The organism is Delftia tsuruhatensis NBRC 16741 (genome assembly GCF_001571325.1).
Lineage (GTDB): Bacteria > Pseudomonadota > Gammaproteobacteria > Burkholderiales > Burkholderiaceae_C > Comamonas > Comamonas tsuruhatensis.
The window spans coordinates 184,425-207,053 of sequence record NZ_BCTO01000019.1; the positions used below are offsets into that span (position 1 = coordinate 184,425).

The following is a 22,629-nucleotide window of genomic DNA, read 5'->3' on the forward strand; positions in this document are numbered from 1 at the left end:
TCCCCCTTGCAGGGGGACGACACCCTCGGTGCGAGGCGGCTCTTCCTCGGTGTCCCTGGCTTGAGCAGCGCCGGTTTTATGCTGCAAGCCAGGAATCACTGAAATGCTGTTCATCAGCAGATGCATACGCCATGCCGCATCTGCTCCCGGATTTTTAGGAGTTGAACCCATGAAGAAAAACGTCAGCCTGACCCGCTACCTGGTCGAGCAGCAACGCGTGGACGGCCTCATCCCCGGCCAGCTGCGCCTGCTGCTGGAAGTCGTGGCACGCGCCTGCAAGCGCATCAGCCAATCCGTCAACAAGGGCGCCATCGGCGACGTGCTGGGCACGGCCGGCAGCGAGAACGTGCAGGGCGAAGTCCAGAAGAAGCTGGACATCATCGCCAACGAGGTGCTTATTGAGGCCAACGAATGGGGCGGCCACCTGGCAGCCATGGCCTCCGAGGAAATGGAAGGCATCTACCTGGTGCCCAACCGCTACCCGCACGGCGAGTACCTGCTGATGTTCGATCCGCTGGACGGCTCGTCCAACATCGACGTCAACGTCTCCATCGGCACCATCTTCAGCGTGCTCAAGAAGCCCGAAGGCCACCCCGGCGTGACCGAGGAAGACTTCATGCAGCCCGGCACCCAGCAGGTCGCCGCCGGCTACTGCATCTACGGCCCGCAGACCACCCTGGTGCTGACCGTGGGCGACGGCGTCTCCATGTTCACGCTGGACCGCGAGCAAGGCTCCTTCGTGCTGGTGCAGGAAAACATCCGCATCCCAGAGGACACCAAGGAATTCGCCATCAACATGTCCAACATGCGCCACTGGGACACCCCCGTCAAGCGCTACGTGGACGAATGCCTGGCCGGCGTGGAAGGCCCGCGCGGCAAGGACTTCAACATGCGCTGGATCGCCTCCATGGTGGCCGACGTGCACCGCATCATGACCCGCGGCGGCATCTTCATGTACCCCTGGGACCGCCGCGAGCCCAACAAGCCCGGCAAGCTGCGCCTGATGTATGAAGCCAACCCCATGGCCTGGCTGGTCGAGCAGGCCGGCGGCGCCGCCACCAACGGCAAGCAGCGCATCCTCGACATCCAGCCCACGCAGCTGCACGAACGTGTGAGCGTCATCCTCGGCTCGAAGAACGAAGTCGAAAAAGTGACGCAGTACCATTCCGAGGCATAAATTTGCCGTTATAATTTTTTTCTGTCGCCGGTGTAGCTCAGTTGGTAGAGCAGCTCATTCGTAATGAGAAGGTCGAGGGTTCGATTCCTTTCTCCGGCACCAAACAAGAAGCCCCAGATTCGCAAGAGTCTGGGGCTTTTTCGTTGGGCACTCTGAGTGCATTCCGGCAACAATGATCAGGTGCGGATAGGCTGAGCCACCAGACGCACGCCAAGAGCGCCACAGACGCGACGGATGGTGTCAAACCGAGGCTGGCTGCCCGGCCGCAGTGCCTTGTACAGAGCCTCCCGGGTCAGACCGCTGGCACTGGCTATCTCGCTCATGCCGCGCGTGCGTGCGATCACGCCAAGGGCATGGGCCAGTTCGGAGGGGTCATCTTCTTCCAGCACCAAGGACAGATAGGCAGCCACGTCCTCATCGGTTTTCAGGTGCTCGGCCATGTCAAAGGTGGGAAGGTCAGCAATCTTGGTCATGGTCAGTTCTCCAGGGTCTTGGACAGGGCAATTGCAGCCGCAATGTCCACCTGCTGGGTTGCCTTGTCGCCACCACCCAACATAGCTACCAGCACGTAACACGCAAAGCTAACGGCGAAACCACCCCAGTGGTCAGAATTTCTGCAGCTGGACATGTGCCTTGTGCCATCAGGCCAGCACGACAAGTCGCCAATTCGCAGCGGGCTGCCAATGCACTTCTTCGCTTCCTGATATAGCCACCTCGGGCAGGGGCCCAGGCATGCAAAGCGCCAGGCACACGGCCTGTGCATCGCAATCCCGGCCTTGCCACAGGCGGCCGTGGGCCAGGGGCGGCCCAGCCATGTCGAGCGCAGCGCAGACGGGTATCCACGCAAGCTGCCGCATCCGGACAAAGTCCAGGCCCTGGCCCAGGCTCTTGAAATAGGCCTCCTTCAGGCTCCACAGCTGCACCAGGCTGTGCTGCAGGCGGGCTCCGTCCTGCGCCTGAAGCCATGCGCGTTCGGGCGGGGAGCACACCATCTCGGCCATGGCATGCACGTCGCGCTGGCGGTGCGCAGCCCTTCGCTCAAGGTCCACGCCTACCGGGCCTTGTGCGGCGGCGCAGGCCAGCCAGCCGGCGCTGTGCGAGAGGCTCAAACGGGGCTTCGCTCCAAAAATGCCGCCCTCCCCGCCTTGCTCCACGTGGGGGGCAGCATTGCGGGGCGCTGCCAGCCGCCAGGTCGATGCGGCATCGTGCCCGCCGGCCAGCAGCAGGCGCATGGCATAGCGGCAGGCGATGAATTCGCGCTGGCGCGCCTCGCGCATACCGGCATGGCGCTCCCGCTCCGAGTCCGTCAGCCAGCCCGCAGCCAGCGACTGCGCATTGGCCCACAAGGGCGCCTGCGCCCCCAGCAGCAAGGCGCAGGCGGCCGGCGCGCTCAAATCACCGGCCTACGCGGGCATAGGTGCCCTTGAAGGTGACGCCGGCCATCACATTGCCTGCGCGGCATTCGAAATTGACTGGATCCCGGGTGGATTGCTTCTTGTTGAAGCTGTGCAGGTCCACCACGGCGTTGGCGCCCTTTTGCTTGGCCTTGGCCTCGAAGGCCATCAGGGCAGACAGCGCTGCCCAGTTGCAGGCCGTGGCATCGTCCTTGCCCACGCCGTTGGTTTTCTTGTTGGACACGTCATCGCCCAGCTTTTCGGAGATGGCAGGCGTGCTGGCACCGGAAAGGTGAAAGCTCACGCTGCCGTCGAGCTTGCCCTGCTCCAGGCCGAGCTTCACCACGTCGGCCAGCGGCAGCATCACTGCTTCATTGCGGGCATGTACCGCCGTTGCGGCCACCAGCGCCATGGCTGCCAAGATCATCTTTCTCATGGAAACTCCCTCTCTGTAAAAAAGCATGGAACAGGGACAGCGATGGATTACGGGGTACTGATTTTCTTCATCAGATTCCGGACCCAGCGGTTGTAGTTGGGATGGATCTCCCGCTTGCCATCGCCTTCCGAGTAATTCAGATTCACACTGTGCAGATAGCTGATCCGGTAGGTATCTGTGTTGTAGTGCACCGCGATGTTGACCTGGTGCTTGCCTTGCTTGTCGTAGTGCAGCTCCAGGCGGCCCGGCTCGTCGCCGACCACCACCCAGCCCAGCGACTTCGACGCCACCACGATGCGATCGTGCAACTGCTGCGCCGTAGTCTCGGGCGAGGCGGTCCACATGACCGCCGGGGGTTCATAGATGTCCGTGCTTCGTGCCACCGCGCTGCCTGCGGCCAGGGCAAGGACCAGGACAATGGCGGCGGTTCTCGTCTGTTTCATTTCACTGGCTCCTGTTGCTTCCAACGTCGAAAAATCAATGAGGTGTTGATGCCGCCAAAGGCAAAGTTGTTGCTCATGACGATATCGGTGTGCAAGGCACGCGGCTCGCCCATGACGTAGTCCAGATCGGCGCAGCGCGGATCGGGTTGCTGCAGATTCGCGTTGGCTGCAAACCAGCCTTCACGCATCATCTCGATGCTCATCCAGGCTTCCAGCGCGCCGCAGGCGCCCAGCGTGTGGCCCATGTAGCCCTTGAGGCTGCTGATGGGCACCTGGCTGCCGAGCACTTCGCGGGTGGCCTGCGATTCGGCAATGTCCCCCTGGTCCGTGGCCGTGCCGTGGGCGTTGACGTAGCCGACCTCCGAAGGTTCGATCCCCGCGTCATCAAGCGCCATGCGCATGGCCTGGGCCATGGTGGCGGCGTTGGGCTGCGTCACATGGGTGCCATCGGAGTTGCTGGCAAAGCCGATCAACTCGGCCCGGATGCAGGCGCCCCGGGCAAGTGCATGCTCCAGCTCTTCGAGCACCAAGGTGCAGGCGCCCTCGCCCAGCACCAGGCCGTCGCGCCGGGCGTCGAAGGGACGTGGCGTGCACTCGGGGCTGTCATTCTTCACGCTGGTCGCAAACAGGGTGTCGAACACAGCCGCCTGCGTGGCATCCAGCTCCTCGGCCCCGCCGGCCAGCATGGCAAGCTGCTTGCCGCTCTGAATGGCCTCGAAGGCATAGCCCAGGCCCTGGCTGCCCGAGGTGCAGGCGCTGGACGTCGTGATGACGCGGCCTGTGGTTCCGAAGAACACGCCGATGTTCACCGCCGCCGTGTGCGACATCATCTTGATGTAGGTGTTGGCGTTGATGCCCTCGGTGCTCTTGTCGGCCATCATGCGGCCGAAGTCGCCGATGGCCGAGGGCGTTCCGGCGGACGACCCATAGGACACGCCCATGTGCCCGCTCTTGACGAAGGCATTGCCCAGCAGGCCGGCATCGGCCAGCGCCAGCTCGCTGGCACGCGTGGCCATCAAGGCGACGCGGCCCATGCTGCATGGCACGCGTGGCCATCAAGGCGACGCGGCCCATGCTGCGCATGGACTTGCGGTTGTAGTGCGGCGGCAGATCGAAGGGCGGCACGGTGCTGCCCAGCCGGGTGCTCAGGCCCTCATAGGCAGCCCACTCGTCCATCACCCGGATGGCGGTTTTGCCGGAGCGCAGTCGCTCCCGCACCGTGGTCCAGTCGTGGCCCAGGGGACTCAAGGCGCCCACGCCCGTGACGACCACACGCCGTTTGCTTGCTGCGCTCATCCCACCATCCCTCCATTGACGGAGATGACCTGGCGCGTGACGTACGAGGCCTCGCCGCCCATGAGGAAGGCGACCGCACCTGCCACCTCGTCCACCGTGCCCATGCGGCGCATGGGAATCAGCGCCAAGGCATGTTCGAGCACTTCCTCGCTGACCATTTCCGTGTCGATCAGGCCGGGCGCCACGCAATTGACCGTGATCTCGCGCTTGGCCAGCTCCACGGCCAGGGACTTGGTGGCTGCGATCACCCCGGCCTTGGCCGCGCTGTAGTTGGCCTGGCCCCGGTTGCCCATCAGGGCGGAGACCGAAGCCAGCGTCACGATGCGCCCCGGCTTGCGGCGGCGCACCATGGGCATGACCACCGGGTGCAGCACGTTGTAGAACGCATCCAGGTTGGTATGCACCACGGCATCCCACTCCTCGCCCGTCATGGCGGGAAAGGCGTTGTCCCGGGCGATGCCGGCATTGCAGACCACGCCGTAGTAGGCGCCGTGCTGTTCCATGTCGGCCTCAAGCGCCAGAGCGCAGGCAGCGCGGTCTGCCACATCGAACTGCAGCACGCGGGCCTGCCGGCCCAGCGCGGCAATGTCGGCCACCGTCTGCAGGGCCTGCTCGCGGCCGCTGCGGCAATGGACCACGATGTCGAAACCATCGCGCGCCAGGCGCAGGGCGATGGCCCGGCCTATGCCCCGGCTCGACCCGGTCACCAGCACCGTGGCTGGCAGGGCGATTGCACTCATGCTTGTCCAACTCCTTCTTGCTCCAGCGCCTGTATGAATGCGCTGCCATTGTCTGGTTCGTAAACGGATATGCGGGCCTGGGCGAGCACGCGGTCCTCGCCCAGGGGCTGGATGCGGCAATCGAACATGCCCAGGCCATTGGTGCCCACCAGTTCGCAGTGCACGCTCACGCGCAGCACGCTGCCCGGGGAAAAATGTGCGCAGGCCGCCTGGAACTTGCGCGTGCCCAGCAAAAAACCCAGCTTGACGGGCCGCCCGGCCTGCACCGCCTGCCAGCCAGCCCAGGCGGCCACGGTCTGGGCCATGTACTCCAGCCCCACCCAGGCGGGCATGCCGGCGTCCTGCAGAAACAGGCCATCACGCGGCACGGTGACCTGCGCATGGGCGCTGTCGGCGGATGCATCGAGCAGGCAGTCCAGCAGCAGCATCACGCCGCGATGGGGCACGTAGTTTTCAATCGGTAGAAATGCGTTCATCTCGATGGCTCCTCAGGCAGCGGCCAACAGCAGGGCGCAGTTGCTGCCGCCAAAGGCAAAGGAATTGCTGAGCACGGCCCGGGGCGCACGCCCCAGCGCCATGCCCGGGCGGACCACGGCCAGGGCGGGCAGTTCGGGCGCCTGCTCGCCATCCCACCAGTGCGCAGGAAGCCAGCCCTGCGGGTTGTCGTGCAGCAGGTGCCAGGCCATGGCCGCTTCCAGCGCCCCGGCCGCCGCCAGGGTGTGGCCGGTCAGCGGCTTGGTGGAGCTCACGGGCGTTGCTTCGCCGAACACGCTGTGAATGGCCAGGCTTTCCATGGCGTCGTTGTGTACCGTGGCCGTGCCGTGCAGGTTGATGTAGTCCACGTCACCGGGCCGCATGGCCGCACGCCGCAGCGCCTGCTCCATGGCCTGGATGGCGCCCTGGCCGGATGGGTCGGGGGCCGACATGTGGTGGGCATCCTGGGTCTCGCCCCAACCGGCCAGACGCACGGGGCCTGGCTCTCGCGTCAGCAGGAAGAACGCCGCGCCCTCGCCCAGGTTGATGCCGCTGCGCCGGGCAGACAGCGGGTTGCAGCGCTGGTCCGACACGGCCTGCAGCGCGCTGAAACCGGCCACGGTGAAAGCGCACAGCGCATCCACCCCGCCGGCCAGCACGGCATCGACCAGGCCGGCCTGCAGCCAGCGCGCGGCCGATGCCAACGCCTTGGCCCCGGAGGAGCAGGCGGTGGAGAGGGTGTGCGCCGGCCCCTGGATGCCCAGGTGCTGGGCCAGGAACTCCGACACATTGCCCATTTCCTGCAAGGCGTAGTCAAAGTCCTGCGGGAACCGGCCCTGTGCCTGCCAATGGGCGGCGGCGGCTTCGCCCTCCTGCACGCCGGCCGTGCTGGTGCCCACCACCACGCCCACACGCGCCGGGCCCCAGCGCGACAGGGCCTGCTCCACCGGGCCGCGCACGCCCTGGGCGGTGTGCCATGCCAGGGCGTTGTTGCGCGATCGCTGCGGCGGCGGTGCCCAGTCCAGCGTGGGGAGCACCACATGGGGCGGCAGGCAGCCCAGCGGCAGGTGCCGGCCCGGGCTGTAGCGGTCGCTGCACTGCAGGCTGTCGGGGGCCTGGGTGGCGAACAATGCGGCGCGCAGGCTGGCCGCATCGGCGCCCAGGGCGCTGGTGGCTGAAAGGGTTTGCACAAACACGGCCTGTGCCGTCGGGGTGACTACGGTCATGCGCCCTCCCCTGCATTGGCACAGGGACGCATGCCGCCGGGCGAGGCAACGCGCAGTTGCCAGGCGCCTGCGGCATACACGATCTCGAACCCGTCGCTGCCGGCAGGCCGGATCTCGACGCGCGTCTGCCCTTGGCGAGACAGGTGTCTGGCCGATCCACCGGACATTCCGACCTCTTCCAACACCCAGGATGCAGGCAAGGCCTGCGCAATGGCATCCACCGGCCACAGCGCCAGCTGCATGTCGCCGAGCACCTGCGCCGGCGCCAATTGCACCGGCCACCAGCGTGACAGCTCGGCCTGCAGCTGCCGCCCATCCCAGACGATCACGCCCACGCGCTGCCCCAGGTGGACCAGCGCCAGGCGCACCGTCTGCGCATCGACCTCCAGCAGCGCGTCCAGTTCCTGCGCGGGCTGGCCAGGCGCCTGCACCACCAGATGCTGCTGCAGCGCCAGCGCGCAGCCCAGCGCAGCCGGCGGCAATGCCAGCCGCGGCGGCGTGGCATTGCCCTGCGGTGCACGCGCCTCTGGTGCGGTGGAGCAGCCTGCCAACGCGCTGGCCGTGATGATGGCAGCGCTCACGGAGCACACCGCGAACAAGGCTGGCGCACGCTGGCACGCAAGGGCCGGGAAAAGACGCAGCCGCCTCATGCCATCACCCCCTGCCCCGGCTGGCAAAGCTGGCTCAGCACGTCCAGGCGGCGCTCCGGCTCGGCCACATAGGGGTTGCGTCCATCCCAGGCGTAGCCGGCGAGGATGGACGAGATCATCCGGCGGATGTCCGGCGCATGCGACGGGTGGAAGATCACGTCCTGGAAGCTGCCGTCGTACCAGCCCTGCACGAAGGCACGGAAGGTATCGACACCTGCCTGCAGCGGCTGGGCATAGTCCTGTTGCCAGTCCACCGCCTCGCCCTGCCAGCTGCGGGCGATGCAGTCGGCGGCCAGGCTGGCCGACTTCAGGGCAATGGTCACGCCGCTGGAGAACACCGGGTCCAGAAACTCGCCCGCATTGCCCAGCAAGGCATAGCCCGGGCCCCACAGCGCCGTCACATTGGCCGAGTAGCCCGTGAGCGAACGCCCGGGCGTGTCCCACCGGGCATTGCGCAGCACCTGCGCGAGGCTGGGCGTCTCGGCAATGATGGCGCGCAGGCGCTCGACCTCGGAGCCCGCATGGCGCTCCAGGAATTCGGGCGTGGCGACAACGCCCTGCGAGCTGCGGCCATTGGAAAACGGAATGGTCCAGAACCACACATGCCGGTGCTCGGGATGCACGGAAATCAGGATCTTGTCGCGGTCCATGTCCTGTGCCGCGATGCGATCCTCGACATGCGTGAACAGGGCCGCGCGCACGGGAAAACCGGAGGGCCGCTCCAGCCCCAGCATGCGCGGCAAGATGCGCGCAAAGCCGCTGGCATCCAGCAGATGGCGGGCCTGCACCACATATTCCTCGCCTTGCGGCGTGCGGGCCGTGACCTGCGGTCGGGCGCCTGCCACGTCCACGCCGGTCACCGTATGGCGATAGCGGATCTCGGCGCCCGCCTTCTGGGCGGCATCGGCAAGCACCTTGTCGAAATGGGCGCGCTGCACCTGGTACGTCGTGCCCCATCCGCAGGAGAACTTGTCACGGAAGTCGAAGGCCGTGCGCAGATCGCCCCGGGCGAAGGCCGCGCCGTTCTTGTGCTGGAAGCCCGCCTCCACCACGTCCTGCAGCATGCCGGCCTGCTCGATGTAGGCCATGCTTTGCGGCAGCAGGCTCTCGCCAATGGAAAAGCGCGGGAACTCTTCCTTCTCCAGGATGAGCACCCGGCGCCCCTGCCGGCGCAGCAGGCCCGCCGCCACGGCGCCGGAGGGACCGGCGCCAATGATCAGGATTTCAGTCTGTTCGATACGTTGCATGTACGGTGTCTTTTTCAGAGAGGGGTGCCGGCAGGCGCCTGCGGCGGCGCGCGAAACAGCGGCGCCAGCACCAGCACCAGCGGCAGGCCCAGCATCAGCGTGACGCCAAAGGCCCGCAAGGCCGGCGTCTGGGACAGGCCCAGCAGGCCGAATGACAGCCAGGTGCTGGCCGCGCCGATCACCACGGCCAGCCAGGCGTGGGGATCGTCCTCGTGCTCCTGCAGGAAGATGCCGTAGTCGATGCCCACGCCCAGCAACAGCATCAGCGCCAGCACGTTGAAAAGCTGCCAGGGCTGGCCCCAGACGGACAGGACCACCGCCACCGCCAGGCTGGCCAGCACGGTGGGCAGCCAGGCTCGCCAGGCCTGGCTGCCAAAGCGCAGCCACAGAGCGGCCAGCACCAGGCCGTGGCCCAGCACCAGCAGTTGCGTCATCGACAGGCGGTAGCGCTGCAGCAGGCCGGAGATCTCGGCGGGCTTGTCCACCCAGACCACGCCCTCCAGCCCCTGCGCTGCCTGCGCCAGCCCCGGCAGTGCGGCCTGACCGGCCACGCCGCGCAGCATGAGCATGCTGCGCCAACGGCCATCGCGCTCGCCCAGCCACAGCGGGCCGGCCGCCGCGGAGATGGACTGCTCCAGCCAGGCCTGCACGGTCAGGGGCTGCACCGGTGCGGCGGCAGGCGCACTGAAAGACTCGCCCAATTGGGCATTGATCCCTTGCAGCACCTGGTCCTCGACACGGCGCACCAGGGCCAGATCCTCGCTCTGGCGCCGGGCGGAAGGCACCCAGTCGGACACAGCCGTGTAACCGGCAAGCTGACCATGCTGCACCAGCACATCAAGCCGCTGCTTGAGCAGTTCCTCGCGCTGCAGCAGCTCCTGGTCGCTGGCCCCGTCGAGCAGGTAGAACTGGGCCGGGCTGGGCAGGCCCAGCATGTCACCCGCCTGGCGCTGCTGGGCAACCAGGGCAGGCGCGCCGTTTTGCAGCTGGCGCACATCGTCCTGGATGTTCAGGCGCCCACCCCACGCCAGCCAGGCCGCCATGGCGGCACACAGCACCACCGAACCCGGCAGCGCTGCGCGCCAGCGCGGCCAGGCCACCAGGCTCAGGCCTATGCGCCGTGCAGCGGGGCTGGCGGGCATGTGGCCCCGGTCCAGCCAGGGGAACCAGCAGACCACGGTCAACATGGCGGCGGCCAGTCCCACCACGGAGAAAACGGCCATCTGCCGCAGTCCCGGGAAAGCCGCGACGCCCAGTGCCAGATAGGCAATCACGCTGGTGCCCAGCGCCAGCCACAGTGCCGGCAGCAGGGAACGCATCAGCGCATGCGGCGTGCGCCGTGAGGCGCCCTGCCGGGCAGCAAAGTAGTGAATGCCATAGTCCTCGGCCACACCCACCAGACTGGCGCCGAACACCAGGGTCAGCAAATGCACCTGGCCGAACAGGGCCGCCGTCACGCTCAGCGCCACCGCCGTGCCGATCAGCAGGGACAGGCCCACCAGGGCCATCGGGCGCACGGCGCGAAATGCCAGCCACGCCAGCAACAGGACAGCGGCAAGGGAGCCCCAGCCGATGGTGTTGATCTCGCCATGCGCCTGCGTGGCCGCTGCCTCGGCATGCAGCGGTACGCCGGCCACCAGCAGTTGCGCATCGGGCCATTGCCGGCGCACATCGGCCAGGGCCTGCTGCAGCGCATCCTGCAGCACGGGTTCGCCTGACAGGCGAAACGCCGAGCCCGACAGCGCGTACTGCAGCAGCACCCATTGCTGCCCCTGCCCGGACACCCACAGCTCGCCGTCGCGCGGCCGCGCATGGCTTTGCGCAGCGCGCGCCGTCCACCAGGGGGTCCACAGGCCCAGGGGATCACGAATCCAGTCGGTCAACCGCGCCTGCAGGCCGGGCTGGTACAGGTCCTGCAGGACCTGCTGCACCAGGAGCTCGCCCGGCGTGTGCTGCAGCCGGTCGCGCTGCTGCGGCGTAAGCAGGGACTGGCGCCAGGGCTGGTAGAAATCCAGGGCCGCCTGCATGGAGACCTGCTGCGCCAGCGCCTGTTCGCGCAGCGGCGCGGCCGCCTGACGTGAAAGGCTTTGCCGCAACTGCTGTGCAGCCTGTCGGCTGCCGGCCCAGTCGGGCGTACCCAGCAGCACGGTGACCTGGCGCGACAACTGGTCGGCCAGCTGCTGCGTGGCGCGCGTCACCTCGGGCGCCTGTTCATTGACCGGCAGCAGTGCCAGCACATCGGTGTCCATGCGCTGGCCATGCCAGAAATGCCATTGGTGCACGGCCACCACCAGCACGGCCAGCAGCCAGGCCAATGCGGCTGCACGCCACAGAAGGCCGGGACGGTCCTGGCTGCCGGTGTCGTGCGCGGGGGATGGACTGGTGCTCATGGCGCGGGCTCAGTCAAACAGGGCGGCATCCTGCGCACGCAGCGCCTGCTCGGCAATGGGGTTCGCCATCTGGATCTGGCTGCGGTCGCCGCGCGCCTCCTGCAATTGCACGGACTGCACAAACTGCTGGCCGCTCAGGTCCACAGCCTGCAGCCACTGGGCCAGCACGGGGTCGCGCGGCACGAGGTGGAGCCTCCAGCCGGCACCCTGCACCTGGCCGCTGACATCGAAGTAGTGGGTGAGCTGCGCCAGGTCCGCCGACACCACGGCAAACAGCATGGCATTGATGGTGCGCAGCACGGGCTCGTCCTGCGCGCGCATCTGCACGGCCGTGCTGCCATCGGCGCCGCGCGACAGCAGGCTGTCGGGCCTGACGATCAGCGTCGAGGCAAAGGGCTGGCGCACCTGCCAGGCGATGCCCTTGCCACGTGCCACGACGAAGTCGCCCGAGGATTTGAGCGGCTGCCTGAAGCCCTGCACGGTCTTGAGCTGCGTGAACTGACCACGCACCACAGGCGCGCTCTGCACGCGCTCACGCACCTGGGCCAACAGGGCCTGCTGTGACACTTGGGAGGCCGGGGCGGTCTGGGAACCGTCGCCAACGCCGGAAACACCGGCAGCAGGCGCGGCCTGCAAGGCAGCCGGAAGAGACAAGGTGCAGGCCAGGGCGCAGGCCATGCCCCATGCAGCCAGGCGCGTCCCTCGGGCAGTCATGGCTGCACCCCCAGCCGTTCCCACAGCACGGGAGGGCAGACAAAGCACATCTCGCGCGTGCGCATGTCCACGGCCACCTGGGTGGTGTGGGCCGTGTTCACTTTCTCGCCCGTGGCGGCATCGCTGATCAGGTAGTCGATGCGCAGGCGGTTTTCCCACTCGGTGATGGTGGCCTTGATCCGGAGCTTTTGTCCGAACAGCGCCGGGCGCACGTATTTGAGACGCATGTCCACCACGGGCCAGCCGTAGCCGGAGTCGCGCATGCGGGGATAGTCGTAGTCGAAGTGGGCCAGCAAGGCGCTGCGAGCCAGTTCGAGATAGCGCACGTAGTGGCCGTGGTAGACGATTTCCATCACGTCGATGTCGTAGAACGCCGGCGTGACTTCGATCTCGTAGCTCAGCCGCTCGCGCGAGGCGATTTCCTGGTCAGTGGCCATGAAGGCTCCGCGTGAAGGGCAAATTACCCATGGTTGAGAGGATGCGTGGGTGCAGGTGCAGGCATGCCCTGCTCCCAGAACGGGAAGAAGTTGAACCAGTCATAAGGCGCCTTGCACAGCAGGCGTTCAAGCTGCCGGGCATAGAGCCGGGCATAGCCGGCCAGCGCCTGCGCGCGCCGCGCGCGCGGCAGTTCAACCTGGGCGGCAAGCGGCACGAACTCGACGGCATAGCCCCGTCCCTCATGCACGCAGCCCATGAAATACAGCGGGCACTTGAGCAGGGCAGACAGGATGTAGGGCCCGCAAGGGAAGGCGGCCTCATGGCCCAGAAACAGGGCCTGCGTGGTCTTGCTCTCATGCACAGGAACGCGGTCACCGGCAATGGCGATGAACTCCCCGCGCGCCACGCGGTCGGCCAGTGCCATGGCGGTGGCCATGTTGAAGTCCAAGACCTGCAGCAGCTGCACCCCGCTGTCCGGCGCCATGCGGCGCAGCAGGCGGTTGAAGCGCTCGGCATGCCGGGTATGCACCAGGATGGTCAGTTGCAGGCCAGGGCATTGCCGGGCCAGGGCCTGGCACAGCTCGATGCAGCCCATGTGTGCGGTCACCAGCACGGCCCCCTGCCCGCGGGCCATCAGGTCCAGCAAGGGCTGTTGCCCCTCCAAACGCACGTGCTCGGTGCGGTAGCTGTTCGTTACGGCAAGCAGCTTGTCCAGGATCACCTGGGCAAAGACACCAAAGTGCCGCAGGCCGTGCACCCAGCCCGGCCCGCGCGGCCACAGGCCATGCGCCTGTTGCAGGCGCTGCAGGTACTGCAGGGAAGCGCGCCGCGCCACCGGGCGCGTGAGCCAGTAGTAGCCGACGACCGGATACAGGCACAGCAGAAAGGGCCAGCGGCCCAGCCAGCGGTGAAGCTGGTAGAGCAGCCACATGCCGCCCACGCAGGTGCTTTCACCGATCTGCGCCCAGTGGTGCGGGCTGCGTGTGGAAGGCCCGCTCATGACGCCCCCCGCGTTCGCAGTCGGCGCGCCAACAGTTGCGGGCTGCGCAGCAGCATGCCGCCGAACAGGCGCGCGTGCATGCCGGAGATCCGAAGGTTGTCGCCCCAGACCCTGAAGTGCGACAGCCCATCGGCGGGATAGGTCACGGGCGTGGGCAAGGTCACGAAGGCCACGCCGCGCCAGTGCAGGTGCACCAGCACCTCGGTGTCGAATTCCATGCGCCGCCCCATGCGGGAGCGGTCCAGCACCGCCACCGTGGTCTTCAGCGGATACACGCGGTAGCCGCACATGGAATCGCGAATGTCCAACGACAAGGTGTTGATCCACACCCACACATGGGTGAGGTACCGGCCATAAAGACGCGCCTTGGGCACGCTGGCGTCATAGGCGGGTGCCCCGCAGACCATGCTCCCCGGGTGGGCACGGGCCAGCGCCAGGAAGGCGGGAATGTCACTGACGGCGTGCTGGCCATCGGCATCGATCTGCAGCGCATGCGTGCAGCCCTGGGCCAGCGCGGCGCGCAGGCCGGCCATCACGGCGGCGCCCTTGCCCTGGTTGCTTGCCAGGCGCAGCACCTGGACCTGCCCTGCGTGCTGCGCTGCCAGCGCATCCAGCACGGCGGCGCAGCGCGGCTCCGAGCCGTCGTCCACCAGCAGGCACGGCAGGCCGGCGTGCAGGCAGCCTCGGACCATCACGCCCACCGTGTCGGGGTGGTTGTAGACGGGGATCAGGGCCGTGGGACGAAAGCCAGGTGCCGTCATGGCCTGCGCTCCAGCAGGCGGCCAGTGGCATGCACGCCCCGCGCGGAACTCAACTCGAACTGCAGCCAGCCTTTCTCGGGCTGCCACTGCAGCTGCATCTGCACCGTATCGCCGGGCAGGATGGGCTGCTGGAACTTGAGCAGTTGCGCGTCGGCAAATCCGTGCTCCAGGCCGAAGGCCTGGGTCGCCAGGCTCACCACCCAATGCAGTTGCGCCACGCCGGGCACCAGGGATGCCTCGGGAAAATGCCCCTCCAGCACGCGCAGCCGGGGCTGCACCAGCAATTGCGCCGTGGCGCGCTGCGCGCTGCGTTCCTGCCATGCCGGCACGGGAATCACGGGATTGAACAAGGTCAGCAGGCTGTGATGCGTGGTCTTTCCCTGCGCATTCATGGGCATGCGCTCCACATAACGCCAGTGGCGCGGCAAGGCCACGCGGTCCACGCAGGGTTGCAGCAGCGAGCGCAGCGCCTGACCCATGCCGCGACGGCCCTGCTGCTGCAACGCCTGCCAGCCCGCTTCGCACAGCTCCACCACCATGCCCACGCGCTGCGGCGCGCCGCCAGCGATGCCGCTGGCGCCGGGCGGCTGCTCCAGCACCACAGCCCTGGCCTGCCGGACTCCACCATGGGTTTCCAGAACACGCTCCATGGCGGTCAGAGACACCCTTTTTTCGGCAATCTTCACAATGCGGTCTGCACGCCCCTGCAGCACGAAGCCCAGGCCGTCGGTGCCGGGCAAGGCACGGTCGGCCGTCTCCCACCAAAGCTGCGCATCAGGCAGATGGCGCGAGCGCACGGCAAGAAGCCCGCTGTCCGACAGGCGCAGCTCCACGCCAGGCAGGGCCTGCCAGGATTCGCCGTGTTCTGCGCGGCGGCGCCAGGCGATACCGCCCGTTTCAGAGCTGCCGAAGACTTCGGTGGGCGAATGGCCCAGCAGTTGCAGCGCGTGCTGCGCGGCGCTCTCGGCCAGTGGGCCGCCGGAGGAAAACACGCCGCCCAGCCGCTCCATCGCCTGCGACCAGTCCAGGTGCGCCGGCAAGCGGCCGAGCATGGCGGGGCTCGATACCAGCAGGCTGCGCGGCGCCTGCTGCAGTGGCTGCACCAGATCCTCGGGATAGTGCGCCAGATGCGTGCCCATGGCGCGGCCAGCCGCCAGCGGCCACAGAATGCGGAACAGCAGGCCGTAGATGTGATGGTGCGCGACGGTGGAGAGCACCTGCACGTGCGGCCCCTGCGCCATGCCGACACCGAACACGGCCTGCAGGGCCTGCACTTCGGCATCCAGCTGCGACAGCCGCTTTTCAATGCGCTCGGGCACCCCCGTGGAGCCGGACGTGAACAGCACGACGCGCGCCTTTTGCATGTCCAGGGGCTGTAGTACCACGCCGTCCGCGCCAGCGGCATCAGGCACCAGGGCCTGGGGCAACTCGCCCGCGCAGGCCGCCACCTGGGGCAGCAGCGCCGACAGCGTGTGCGCATGCAGGTCACTGGCCAGCACCGGCGTCTTGCCCGCGTGCCATGCACCCCATAGCGCAGCGGCAAAGGTCAGCGGATTGCCGCAGTACAAGGCCACTTCCGCCCCTTGCACACGCTGGAAGGCCGCGCACCACGCCCGGACAGCATCGACCCATTGCGCGTGCGTGACCGCCGCATCCTGCGGCCTTGCCACCACATGCCCTGCGTCCCTGGACTGCGGCAGTGCCACCTGCGCCAATGCCACCCATGCCAGTGCCAGACCTTGTTCGCTCTTTGTGGCCGTCATCCTTGCCTCACACATGTCCATGGCGCCTGCGCACACGCTGGCGCACCAGCCACTCCACCGCCATCAGCAGCCCCATGGCCCCATAGGCGATCAAACCGTTGTACAAGGCCCAGGCCTCGTCGCTGCCATACAGAGCCGTACCGGCCGCCACTGCGCCATTGCAGACAAAGAAGACGCACCAAACGGCCGTCACCCGGGCGGTGTAGCGCACGGCCGGCGCAGGCAGATCAGGCTGCCGCAGCCGGGCCAGGCGCTCCACCACCGACGGCGGAAACCACAGGCTCCAACCAAAGCCGGCCAGCAGCACGGCATTGACCAGCACCGGATAGAACTTGAGCGCCAGGCCATTGCCCTGCCACCACGAGACGGCAGACAGCGCCGCCGCCCCCGCAGCGACCACCCACCAAAATCCTTCGCAGCTGCTGCAGGCACGCGCCAGCGCCAGCGCCACCAATGCGGCAGCAATCCAGTGCGCAGCCACACGTCCCAGCGCGGCATAGACGGCCAGCGGATAGAGCACCGTGGCCAGCAGCACAAGGCCTGTCGCGGTTTTGCGCATGGCAGGCGTGTTCCTCAGGCGACGGCGCTGTCTTCTTGCATCAGCTGATGCAGCGCATCCACCACGTCCTGGATAGTGCGCACCGACTTGAAGGCTTCGGCATTGAGCCGCCTGCCGACCAGAGGCTTCAGTTGGACGATCAGATCCACGGCATCAATGCTGTCGATGTCCAGGTCGTCATGGAGACGGGCTTCGGGCGTGATGCGCTCCGCCTCGATATCGAAGGTTTCCGTCAGGATTTCGACGATGCGTTCGTAGATGGTTTCTTTGTTCATGAAAATGTCTTTGCTGCGGTCTGCGCGGAGGGCCGCACTCAGTGCGTGCGATGGGCCGCCACGAAGGCGGCAAGCGCCTGGACGCTGCGGAAATGCTGGCGCGTCTGTTCCGAGTCCCCGGACAGGCTCACGCCGAAACGCTTTTGCAGCGCCAGGCCCAGCTCCAGCGCATCGATGGAGTCCAGCCCCAGGCCCTCGACAAACAGGGGCTCGCCCGCATCGATCTGCTGCGGCGTGATGTCCTCCAGCGCCAGGGACTCGATGATGAGTTCTTTGATTTCTTGCTCAAGCTCAGGCACGGGACGGTTCCTTGAATAGTTGTGCGGACAGGTGGTCCGTGACATGTCGGGCCGCCACGGAGTCGCTGGCCGCCCCTTGGCAAAAGGCCTCGATACCGATGTCGTCACGAACTTCGATGAAAAAGTGGGGCTTGCGCGGCGGCACCTGCCACCACGGCGCGCCCTTGGTCAGCATGGGCAGGCTGCAATGGATGTGCACCGGCGTGATATCGATGCGGCCTCTGACCGCCACATGGGCCGCGCCGCGCTGCAGCCGGACTTTGCCGTGCAGCGGTGTTCGCGTGCCTTCGGGAAAGATGATCAGGTTGTTGCCTGATGCCAGCGAGCGCAGGCAGTCCTGCAGCAGGCCCTCGCCACGGCTGTTGGCAATGAAGCCGGCCGCCCGGATGGGGCCGCGCGTGAAAGGGTTGCCTGCCAGCGCCGCCTTGACGATGCAATCGGCATGGCGAACGAAGGAGATCAGGAATACCACGTCGATCAGCGATGGGTGATTGGCAAGAATCAGCAGGCCGCGCCGCTGCAGACGTTCACGGCCGTGCACTTCATAGGACAGAACGCCGACACCCGCCATCAGGGCCACGAACCAGCGCAGGCTGTGATGGATCACCGACTGGGCCGCCCACTGGCGCGACTGCGGCTGGCGCACGGTCAGCAGCAAGGCCGGATAGACCACGCAGCGCACCACCAGCCCACCCAGGCCGAACACGGCAAAGCACAGGCCGGTGGCCGCCAGGCGCCACTGACGATTGAGCCACTCAGCCATGAGCGCGCTCCCATCGCCATGTACCTGCGCCACGGCGCCGTACCGGGCGCTGCGGGCCTGTCAGGGATGCCTGGCCGTCGTGCAACAGAAACTGCAACACCTGCAACCCGTGCGGTAAATGCTGCAAATGCGGCGCGTGGTCCGGTTCCGGCTGCGCGGCGTCCATGCCGGGCTGCCTGCTCAACTGGAAACCGGACTCCCCGGGTACTGCCCATTGCACCAAGACCGCCCAGGCGAATACCACCTGGGGCTCTGTGTGGAAGCCGTCATACGGAGCAGGCAGTGGCGCGTCATAGCAGACCAGCATGACTTGCGGCGCGCCTTCGTGCAGCAAGCCCAATGCTTCGACCATGCCCGCTTCCGGCGCGCAATCGGTGGACGCCACGCACAAGGCATTGGCACGCATGCCTCGCAAAATGGAATGCTGGGCGCCAATGCCGTTATGCACCGCCAGGCCGAATGCCGTGGGAGACAAAGCCTGCCCCAGGGCCTGCGTTTGCAGCAAGTCAAGGGACTTTTCGGCATCGCCGTAGCGCGAAGCCCAGACCACGGGCAAATCGGCCACTGCAGCCTGCGCCAGAACGGCGTCGGCAGGGATGACTACGCATCGCGCCAATCGCCCGAAGCGCCTGCGGACGATGGGTGAAACATGGGCAAGATCCGGATGCACCTGCCCTTGCGGCAGGATGGGTTGACGTGCCCACTGCCGCCACTGGGCAGGCTCCTGCAGTCCAGGCGCGAGCGCCGACCACGCCCGAATCGCAAAAACGTGGCGCACGCAAATCTCCCTCTGATGCCGATGTTTGAATTTCACGCCCGATCGCTACCGGCCGTTGTTCTGACAAAAAACCGATGCATCTTAACTATTGAAACAAAAAATTCAATAGCATCTATTTTCAACATCTGTTACTTAAGTGCTACTGGCGACAGCGGGCGCAGCGTCGGTCCCATGGGTACGACGGCATCGTGGCCGACGGCTCTCCTGCCCAATGCGCCGGCTGCTCCTGAGCTGCGGCGCGGCGCCAGTGCGGCACGCCCACGGCCAATGCCGATATGGCCGTCCAGCCGTCGGCCACGCAGGTGGGCACGCTGCAGGCGCTTGTGCCCGACCAGAAAGGGGCTCCGTCGCCCGTGGGGCGTACGCAGTGCAACAAGGGCCGGCCTCCCCTGTTCTAGGTACCCGCCAATACGGCTGGCGCGCGCAGCGCACGGGCCGAAGCCGGCCGGGCTGGAGCGAGCATGGACCGGGAGGAGAAGGCTCCCCCCTCAGGAAATCACATTCCGAATGAACCGCGTCACGCCTTCGTGCAGGTTCACGTAGGCGTAGTCCTGGGCGCTGCCGTAGATGGCGTAGTCGCCGGCCTCGATGGTCATGGGGCCTTCGCTCAGGTCCACCAGCAGGCGGCCTTCGACCACGACGATCATCTCGTGCCAGCCTTCCGGGTCGGGTTCGGCCTGGTAGCGTTCGCCGGGGCCCAGGGACCAGGACCACAGCTGGGCCTCGCGCGTGGCGGGCACGCTGCCCAGCAGCATGGCCTGGCTTTCGGGCCGGGTGCCGCGCCAGGCCATGGCGTCCATGCGCAGGCGCTGCGCGGCCGGGTCGCTGACGATTTCTATGAAGCTGGCGCCCAGCGCATCGGCCAGCCGATCCAGGCTGGACAGGCTGATATTGGTGTCGCCGCCTTCCAGCTGCACGACCATGCGCCGGCTCAGGCCTGCGGCCTCGGCCAGGGCCGCCTGGCTCAGTCCCGCGCGCTGGCGCAGGCGGCGCAGGTTTTCGCTGACGAAAGCCAGGACATCGGAGCGCTCGCCAGCGCTGTGCAATATATTTCTCATATGATCTGCGCAATATGTTGCACACGTCATCTTCTCACAGTTCGCGCACGCCGCTGCTCAGCCGGCAGGAGCTGGCCCTGATCGCCGTCACCATGGTCTGGGGCGGCACTTTTCTCGTGGTCCATCTGGCCATGCAGCACAGCGGGCCGCTGTTCTTTGTGGGCCTGCGCTTCGTCACGGCGGGTCTGATCGGGCTGCTGGTGTTCCGCAAGGTCATGGCCGGGCTCACGCGCACCGAGCTGGTCGCAGGCACGGCCATCGGCGCCAGCATCTTTCTGGGCTATGGCCTGCAGACCTTCGGCCTGCAGACCATCAGCAGCAGCAAGTCGGCGTTTCTGACCGCCTTGTATGTGCCCATCGTGCCCCTGCTGCAATGGCTGGTGATGGGCAAGCCGCCGCGATTGATGAGCTGGATAGGCATCGGCCTGGCCTTCACGGGCCTGATGCTGGTGGCGGGGCCCGAGTCCGGGGGAATGGAGTTGAACGTGGGCGAGATGGCGACCATGCTGAGCACGCTGGCGATTGCGGCCGAGGTGCTCCTGATCGGGCATTTCGCGGGCAAGGTCGATGCGCGGCGCGTGACCACGGTGCAGTTGCTGGCGGCCGGCACCATGGCGCTGCTGGCCATGCCCGTGGCTGGCGAGTCGGTGCCGGATTTCTCGTGGATCTGGCTGACGGCCGCCGTGGCCATGGCCTGCGCCAGCATCCTGATCCAGCTGACCATGAACTGGGCCCAGAAGTCCCTGTCGCCCACGCGCGCCACCGTGATCTATGCCAGCGAGCCGGTCTGGGCCGGCATCGTGGGGCGCATGGCAGGCGACCGGCTGCCGGGGCTGGCCATCCTGGGGGCAGTGCTGATCGTGGGCGGGGTGCTGGTCAGCGAGCTGAAATGGAGCCGGCGCAAGGCTGGAGCATCCACGGCTTGAGAGGGACGGGGGCGACATCCGTGGTGCTGTCCCGGTGCTGCCTTGATGCGACCTTGATGGCGTTGTGCGCAAACACAATCCGCCCTTGAGGCAGCCGTCCCTAGAGTCAAGGCCTCACAACAAATGGCTTCCCGATGAAGCCGCGCCGCCATGAGACCTGTCGCCATCCTCCAGCACGAATCCACCCAGGGCCCCGGCGTTCTGCGTGAACACCTGGAGCAGCAGTGCATTCCCTACCGAATGTTGCAGCCCGCCCTCGATGGAAGAGCCCCTGTGCATGCCGCCGACTACAGCGGCATCGTGGTGCTGGGCAGCAACCATTGCGTCAACGAGGGCCTGCCTTGGATGGAGGATGAACAGTCCCTGCTGGCCGACGCGCTGCGGCATGACGTTCCCGTGCTCGGCCACTGCTTCGGCGCACAGATGCTGGCGCGCGCCATGGGCGCCAGGGTCTGGCGCAACCCCTGCCCCAACATTGGCTGGAGCCGCATCTGGGTGACGGCCGCCGCCCAGCAGCTCATGGACCTGCCGCGCGAGGCCACGATCTTCCATTGGCACTACGACACCTTCGAGATCCCGCGCGGCGCCGTGCGCACCATGTACGGCAGCCATTGCCTGAACAAGGGTTTTCGACATGGCCGGCACTGGGCCTTCCAGGGCCACATGGAAGTGACCGCCGCCAGCGTGGCTGCCTGGTGCGCCGAAGGCCATGACGAGCTGCTGCGCGCACGCGGCCCCGCGGCGCAGACCGAGAGCGAGATCCTGCGCCACCTGGACCTGCGCATTCCCGTGCTGCACGCCCTGGCCCACCGCACCTACCGGGCCTGGACGTCACAGCTGCAGCGGCCCGTGGTCGTGCCCCTGAGCGCGGCCAGCCGGTAAACCTTCCAGGCCAGGCAATCCCTGGTGAATACCCTGGGTGCGCTTGACGCAGCTTTTGCGTGCAGGGAAACTTTCGATACGAAATAGAAAACTTTCGAATCGAAAGAATCCATGCAGGAACAAGGCAACAGTTCACTCAAGCGCAGGCTGCAGATCGTGGAGCTGGCGCGCAAGACCGACGAGGTGCGGGTCGAGGCGCTGAGCGTGCTCTTCGGCGTCTCCACCGTCACCATCCGCAACGACCTGCACTACCTGGAGCAGCAGGGCTATGTGGTGCGCGCCTTCGGCAAGGCGCGCTACAACCCGGCCCTGCTCAAGACGGCGGCCGAGCTGCCTGGCGCCCACGCCGCCGCACAAGGCCCGGCACAGGCCCAGGTGGCCCAGGGCGCCCTGGGCTGGATCGAGGACGACGCCTCGGTCTTCCTGGGCAGCGGACGCATCACCCACCGCGTGCTGCCGCTGCTGGCCAGCCGCCAGGGCATTGCGCTGACGCTGCACGACCTGTCCATGGTGGCGACGGCACGTCAGTTTCTCGATTGCGCCATCCACGTCACGGGCGGCTCGCTGGCCGGCGACGAGCCCTGCCTCATCGGCCCCGGCGCTGAAACGGGCCTGCGCGGCCGGCCGCTGGACATCTGCCTTTTCGAGATCTGTGGCATCGACGAGCGCAACCGCCTGCTGTGCCGCGACCCGGGCGCCGCACGGCTGTACGCGGCAGCCGTGGAGCACAGCGCCAAGGCCGTGGCGCTGGCACTGGATCTGGACAGCACCTCGGGCGGACACCCGGTCTGCGACATCGCTCAACTCGACGGCCTGTGCGCACACCAGGACATGGAGCCCGGCGCCTTCGATCTGCTGGCACACCACCGGCTGCAGGCCACCCACAAGGCCGAGGGCCGCATCGAGTTCGCCAGAAGCTGAGTTTTTCCACAACGACAGA

At 67.0% G+C, this 22,629-nt stretch carries 25 protein-coding genes, 1 tRNA gene and 1 pseudogene; 5 read left to right on the forward strand and 22 right to left on the reverse strand.

Going from position 1 to position 22,629, the window contains the following annotated elements; genetic code table 11:
- Positions 1–169: 169 nt before the first annotated feature.
- Positions 170–1,177 (forward strand): class 1 fructose-bisphosphatase, encoded by a 1,008-nt coding sequence (locus DTS01S_RS08750; protein ID WP_016452944.1) that lies wholly within the window; start codon positions 170–172, stop codon positions 1,175–1,177.
- Positions 1,178–1,203: 26 nt separating this feature from the next.
- A tRNA-Thr gene (locus DTS01S_RS08755) sits at positions 1,204–1,279 on the forward strand.
- 74 nt (positions 1,280–1,353) lie between these two features.
- Here DTS01S_RS08755 and DTS01S_RS08760 read toward each other — a convergent pair.
- From DTS01S_RS08760 to DTS01S_RS08865, 22 genes and pseudogenes are all read right to left on the reverse strand, one after another.
- Positions 1,354–1,650 carry an addiction module antidote protein gene (locus DTS01S_RS08760; RefSeq protein ID WP_017406814.1) on the reverse strand — a complete coding sequence of 99 codons (297 nt, stop codon included), beginning with the start codon at positions 1,648–1,650 and terminating at the stop codon, positions 1,354–1,356.
- A 168-nt stretch (positions 1,651–1,818) separates the two neighbouring features.
- On the reverse strand, positions 1,819–2,571 hold the full coding sequence (locus tag DTS01S_RS08765; RefSeq protein ID WP_017406815.1) for a 4'-phosphopantetheinyl transferase family protein: 753 nt from the start codon (positions 2,569–2,571) through the stop codon (positions 1,819–1,821).
- 1 nt (position 2,572) lies between these two features.
- Positions 2,573–3,007 carry a hypothetical protein gene (locus tag DTS01S_RS08770; RefSeq protein WP_026062752.1) on the reverse strand — a complete coding sequence of 145 codons (435 nt, stop codon included), beginning with the start codon at positions 3,005–3,007 and terminating at the stop codon, positions 2,573–2,575.
- Between the two features lie 47 nt (positions 3,008–3,054).
- Positions 3,055–3,450, reverse strand: coding sequence for a hypothetical protein (locus DTS01S_RS08775; RefSeq protein ID WP_017406817.1), 396 nt, complete (start codon positions 3,448–3,450; stop codon positions 3,055–3,057).
- Positions 3,447–4,746 (reverse strand): annotated as a pseudogene (locus DTS01S_RS08780) (beta-ketoacyl-ACP synthase). The gene DTS01S_RS08775 and the pseudogene DTS01S_RS08780 overlap by 4 nt, the downstream one beginning before the upstream one ends.
- Positions 4,743–5,486, reverse strand: a complete 744-nt coding sequence (locus DTS01S_RS08785; RefSeq protein WP_017406819.1) for a 3-ketoacyl-ACP reductase FabG2 — start codon at positions 5,484–5,486, stop codon at positions 4,743–4,745. Before DTS01S_RS08785 ends, DTS01S_RS08780 begins: the two are co-directional and overlap by 4 nt.
- Positions 5,483–5,962 carry an ApeP family dehydratase gene (locus tag DTS01S_RS08790; RefSeq protein WP_061287592.1) on the reverse strand — a complete coding sequence of 160 codons (480 nt, stop codon included), beginning with the start codon at positions 5,960–5,962 and terminating at the stop codon, positions 5,483–5,485. Before DTS01S_RS08790 ends, DTS01S_RS08785 begins: the two co-directional genes overlap by 4 nt.
- Positions 5,963–5,974: 12 nt before the next feature.
- On the reverse strand, positions 5,975–7,186 hold the full coding sequence (locus tag DTS01S_RS08795) for a beta-ketoacyl-ACP synthase (RefSeq protein ID WP_061287593.1): 1,212 nt from the start codon (positions 7,184–7,186) through the stop codon (positions 5,975–5,977).
- Positions 7,183–7,767, reverse strand: coding sequence for a DUF3261 domain-containing protein (locus DTS01S_RS08800; RefSeq protein ID WP_169804692.1), 585 nt, complete (start codon positions 7,765–7,767; stop codon positions 7,183–7,185). Before DTS01S_RS08800 ends, DTS01S_RS08795 begins: the two co-directional genes overlap by 4 nt.
- Positions 7,768–7,832: 65 nt before the next feature.
- A complete protein-coding gene (locus DTS01S_RS08805) occupies positions 7,833–9,083 on the reverse strand; it encodes an NAD(P)/FAD-dependent oxidoreductase (RefSeq protein WP_017406823.1) in 1,251 nt (416 codons plus the stop codon).
- Positions 9,084–9,097: 14 nt separating this feature from the next.
- Entirely contained in the window at positions 9,098–11,473 is a 2,376-nt protein-coding gene (locus DTS01S_RS31045) for an MMPL family transporter (RefSeq protein WP_074931667.1), read from the reverse strand.
- A gap of 9 nt (positions 11,474–11,482) precedes the next feature.
- Positions 11,483–12,187, reverse strand: a complete 705-nt coding sequence (locus DTS01S_RS08815) for an outer membrane lipoprotein carrier protein LolA (RefSeq protein ID WP_244160557.1) — start codon at positions 12,185–12,187, stop codon at positions 11,483–11,485.
- On the reverse strand, positions 12,184–12,624 hold the full coding sequence (locus tag DTS01S_RS08820; protein WP_017406826.1) for an acyl-CoA thioesterase: 441 nt from the start codon (positions 12,622–12,624) through the stop codon (positions 12,184–12,186). The genes DTS01S_RS08815 and DTS01S_RS08820 overlap by 4 nt, the downstream gene beginning before the upstream one ends.
- A 23-nt stretch (positions 12,625–12,647) precedes the next feature.
- Positions 12,648–13,625: an LpxL/LpxP family acyltransferase gene (locus tag DTS01S_RS08825; protein ID WP_017406827.1), complete on the reverse strand. Its 978-nt coding sequence runs from the start codon at positions 13,623–13,625 to the stop codon at positions 12,648–12,650.
- On the reverse strand, positions 13,622–14,386 hold the full coding sequence (locus tag DTS01S_RS08830) for a glycosyltransferase family 2 protein (protein ID WP_017406828.1): 765 nt from the start codon (positions 14,384–14,386) through the stop codon (positions 13,622–13,624). Before DTS01S_RS08830 ends, DTS01S_RS08825 begins: the two co-directional genes overlap by 4 nt.
- On the reverse strand, positions 14,383–16,149 hold the full coding sequence (locus tag DTS01S_RS08835; protein WP_017406829.1) for an AMP-binding protein: 1,767 nt from the start codon (positions 16,147–16,149) through the stop codon (positions 14,383–14,385). Before DTS01S_RS08835 ends, DTS01S_RS08830 begins: the two co-directional genes overlap by 4 nt.
- A 7-nt stretch (positions 16,150–16,156) precedes the next feature.
- Positions 16,157–16,708: a COG4648 family protein gene (locus DTS01S_RS08840; protein WP_017406830.1), complete on the reverse strand. Its 552-nt coding sequence runs from the start codon at positions 16,706–16,708 to the stop codon at positions 16,157–16,159.
- A gap of 14 nt (positions 16,709–16,722) precedes the next feature.
- Positions 16,723–16,983, reverse strand: coding sequence for an acyl carrier protein (locus DTS01S_RS08845; protein ID WP_017406831.1), 261 nt, complete (start codon positions 16,981–16,983; stop codon positions 16,723–16,725).
- Positions 16,984–17,021: 38 nt separating this feature from the next.
- A complete protein-coding gene (locus DTS01S_RS08850; protein ID WP_017406832.1) occupies positions 17,022–17,282 on the reverse strand; it encodes a phosphopantetheine-binding protein in 261 nt (86 codons plus the stop codon).
- The gene (locus DTS01S_RS08855; RefSeq protein WP_017406833.1) at positions 17,275–18,045 is read right to left on the reverse strand and encodes a lysophospholipid acyltransferase family protein; all 771 of its coding nucleotides are present in this window, start codon (positions 18,043–18,045) and stop codon (positions 17,275–17,277) included. The genes DTS01S_RS08850 and DTS01S_RS08855 overlap by 8 nt, the downstream gene beginning before the upstream one ends.
- The gene (locus tag DTS01S_RS08860; protein ID WP_082774889.1) at positions 18,038–18,859 is read right to left on the reverse strand and encodes a beta-ketoacyl synthase chain length factor; all 822 of its coding nucleotides are present in this window, start codon (positions 18,857–18,859) and stop codon (positions 18,038–18,040) included. Before DTS01S_RS08860 ends, DTS01S_RS08855 begins: the two co-directional genes overlap by 8 nt.
- Positions 18,860–19,311: 452 nt before the next feature.
- Entirely contained in the window at positions 19,312–19,881 is a 570-nt protein-coding gene (locus DTS01S_RS08865) for a helix-turn-helix domain-containing protein (RefSeq protein WP_026062195.1), read from the reverse strand.
- A gap of 14 nt (positions 19,882–19,895) precedes the next feature.
- Here DTS01S_RS08865 and DTS01S_RS08870 point away from each other — a divergent pair, with 14 nt between their 5' ends.
- The 3 genes from DTS01S_RS08870 (at position 19,896) to DTS01S_RS08880 (ending at position 22,610) form a co-directional block, all read left to right on the forward strand.
- A complete protein-coding gene (locus DTS01S_RS08870; RefSeq protein ID WP_017404677.1) occupies positions 19,896–20,807 on the forward strand; it encodes a DMT family transporter in 912 nt (303 codons plus the stop codon).
- A gap of 150 nt (positions 20,808–20,957) precedes the next feature.
- Positions 20,958–21,689, forward strand: a complete 732-nt coding sequence (locus DTS01S_RS08875; RefSeq protein ID WP_016448076.1) for a type 1 glutamine amidotransferase — start codon at positions 20,958–20,960, stop codon at positions 21,687–21,689.
- A 111-nt stretch (positions 21,690–21,800) separates the two neighbouring features.
- Positions 21,801–22,610 carry a DeoR family transcriptional regulator gene (locus tag DTS01S_RS08880; protein ID WP_017404676.1) on the forward strand — a complete coding sequence of 270 codons (810 nt, stop codon included), beginning with the start codon at positions 21,801–21,803 and terminating at the stop codon, positions 22,608–22,610.
- Positions 22,611–22,629: the final 19 nt, after the last annotated feature.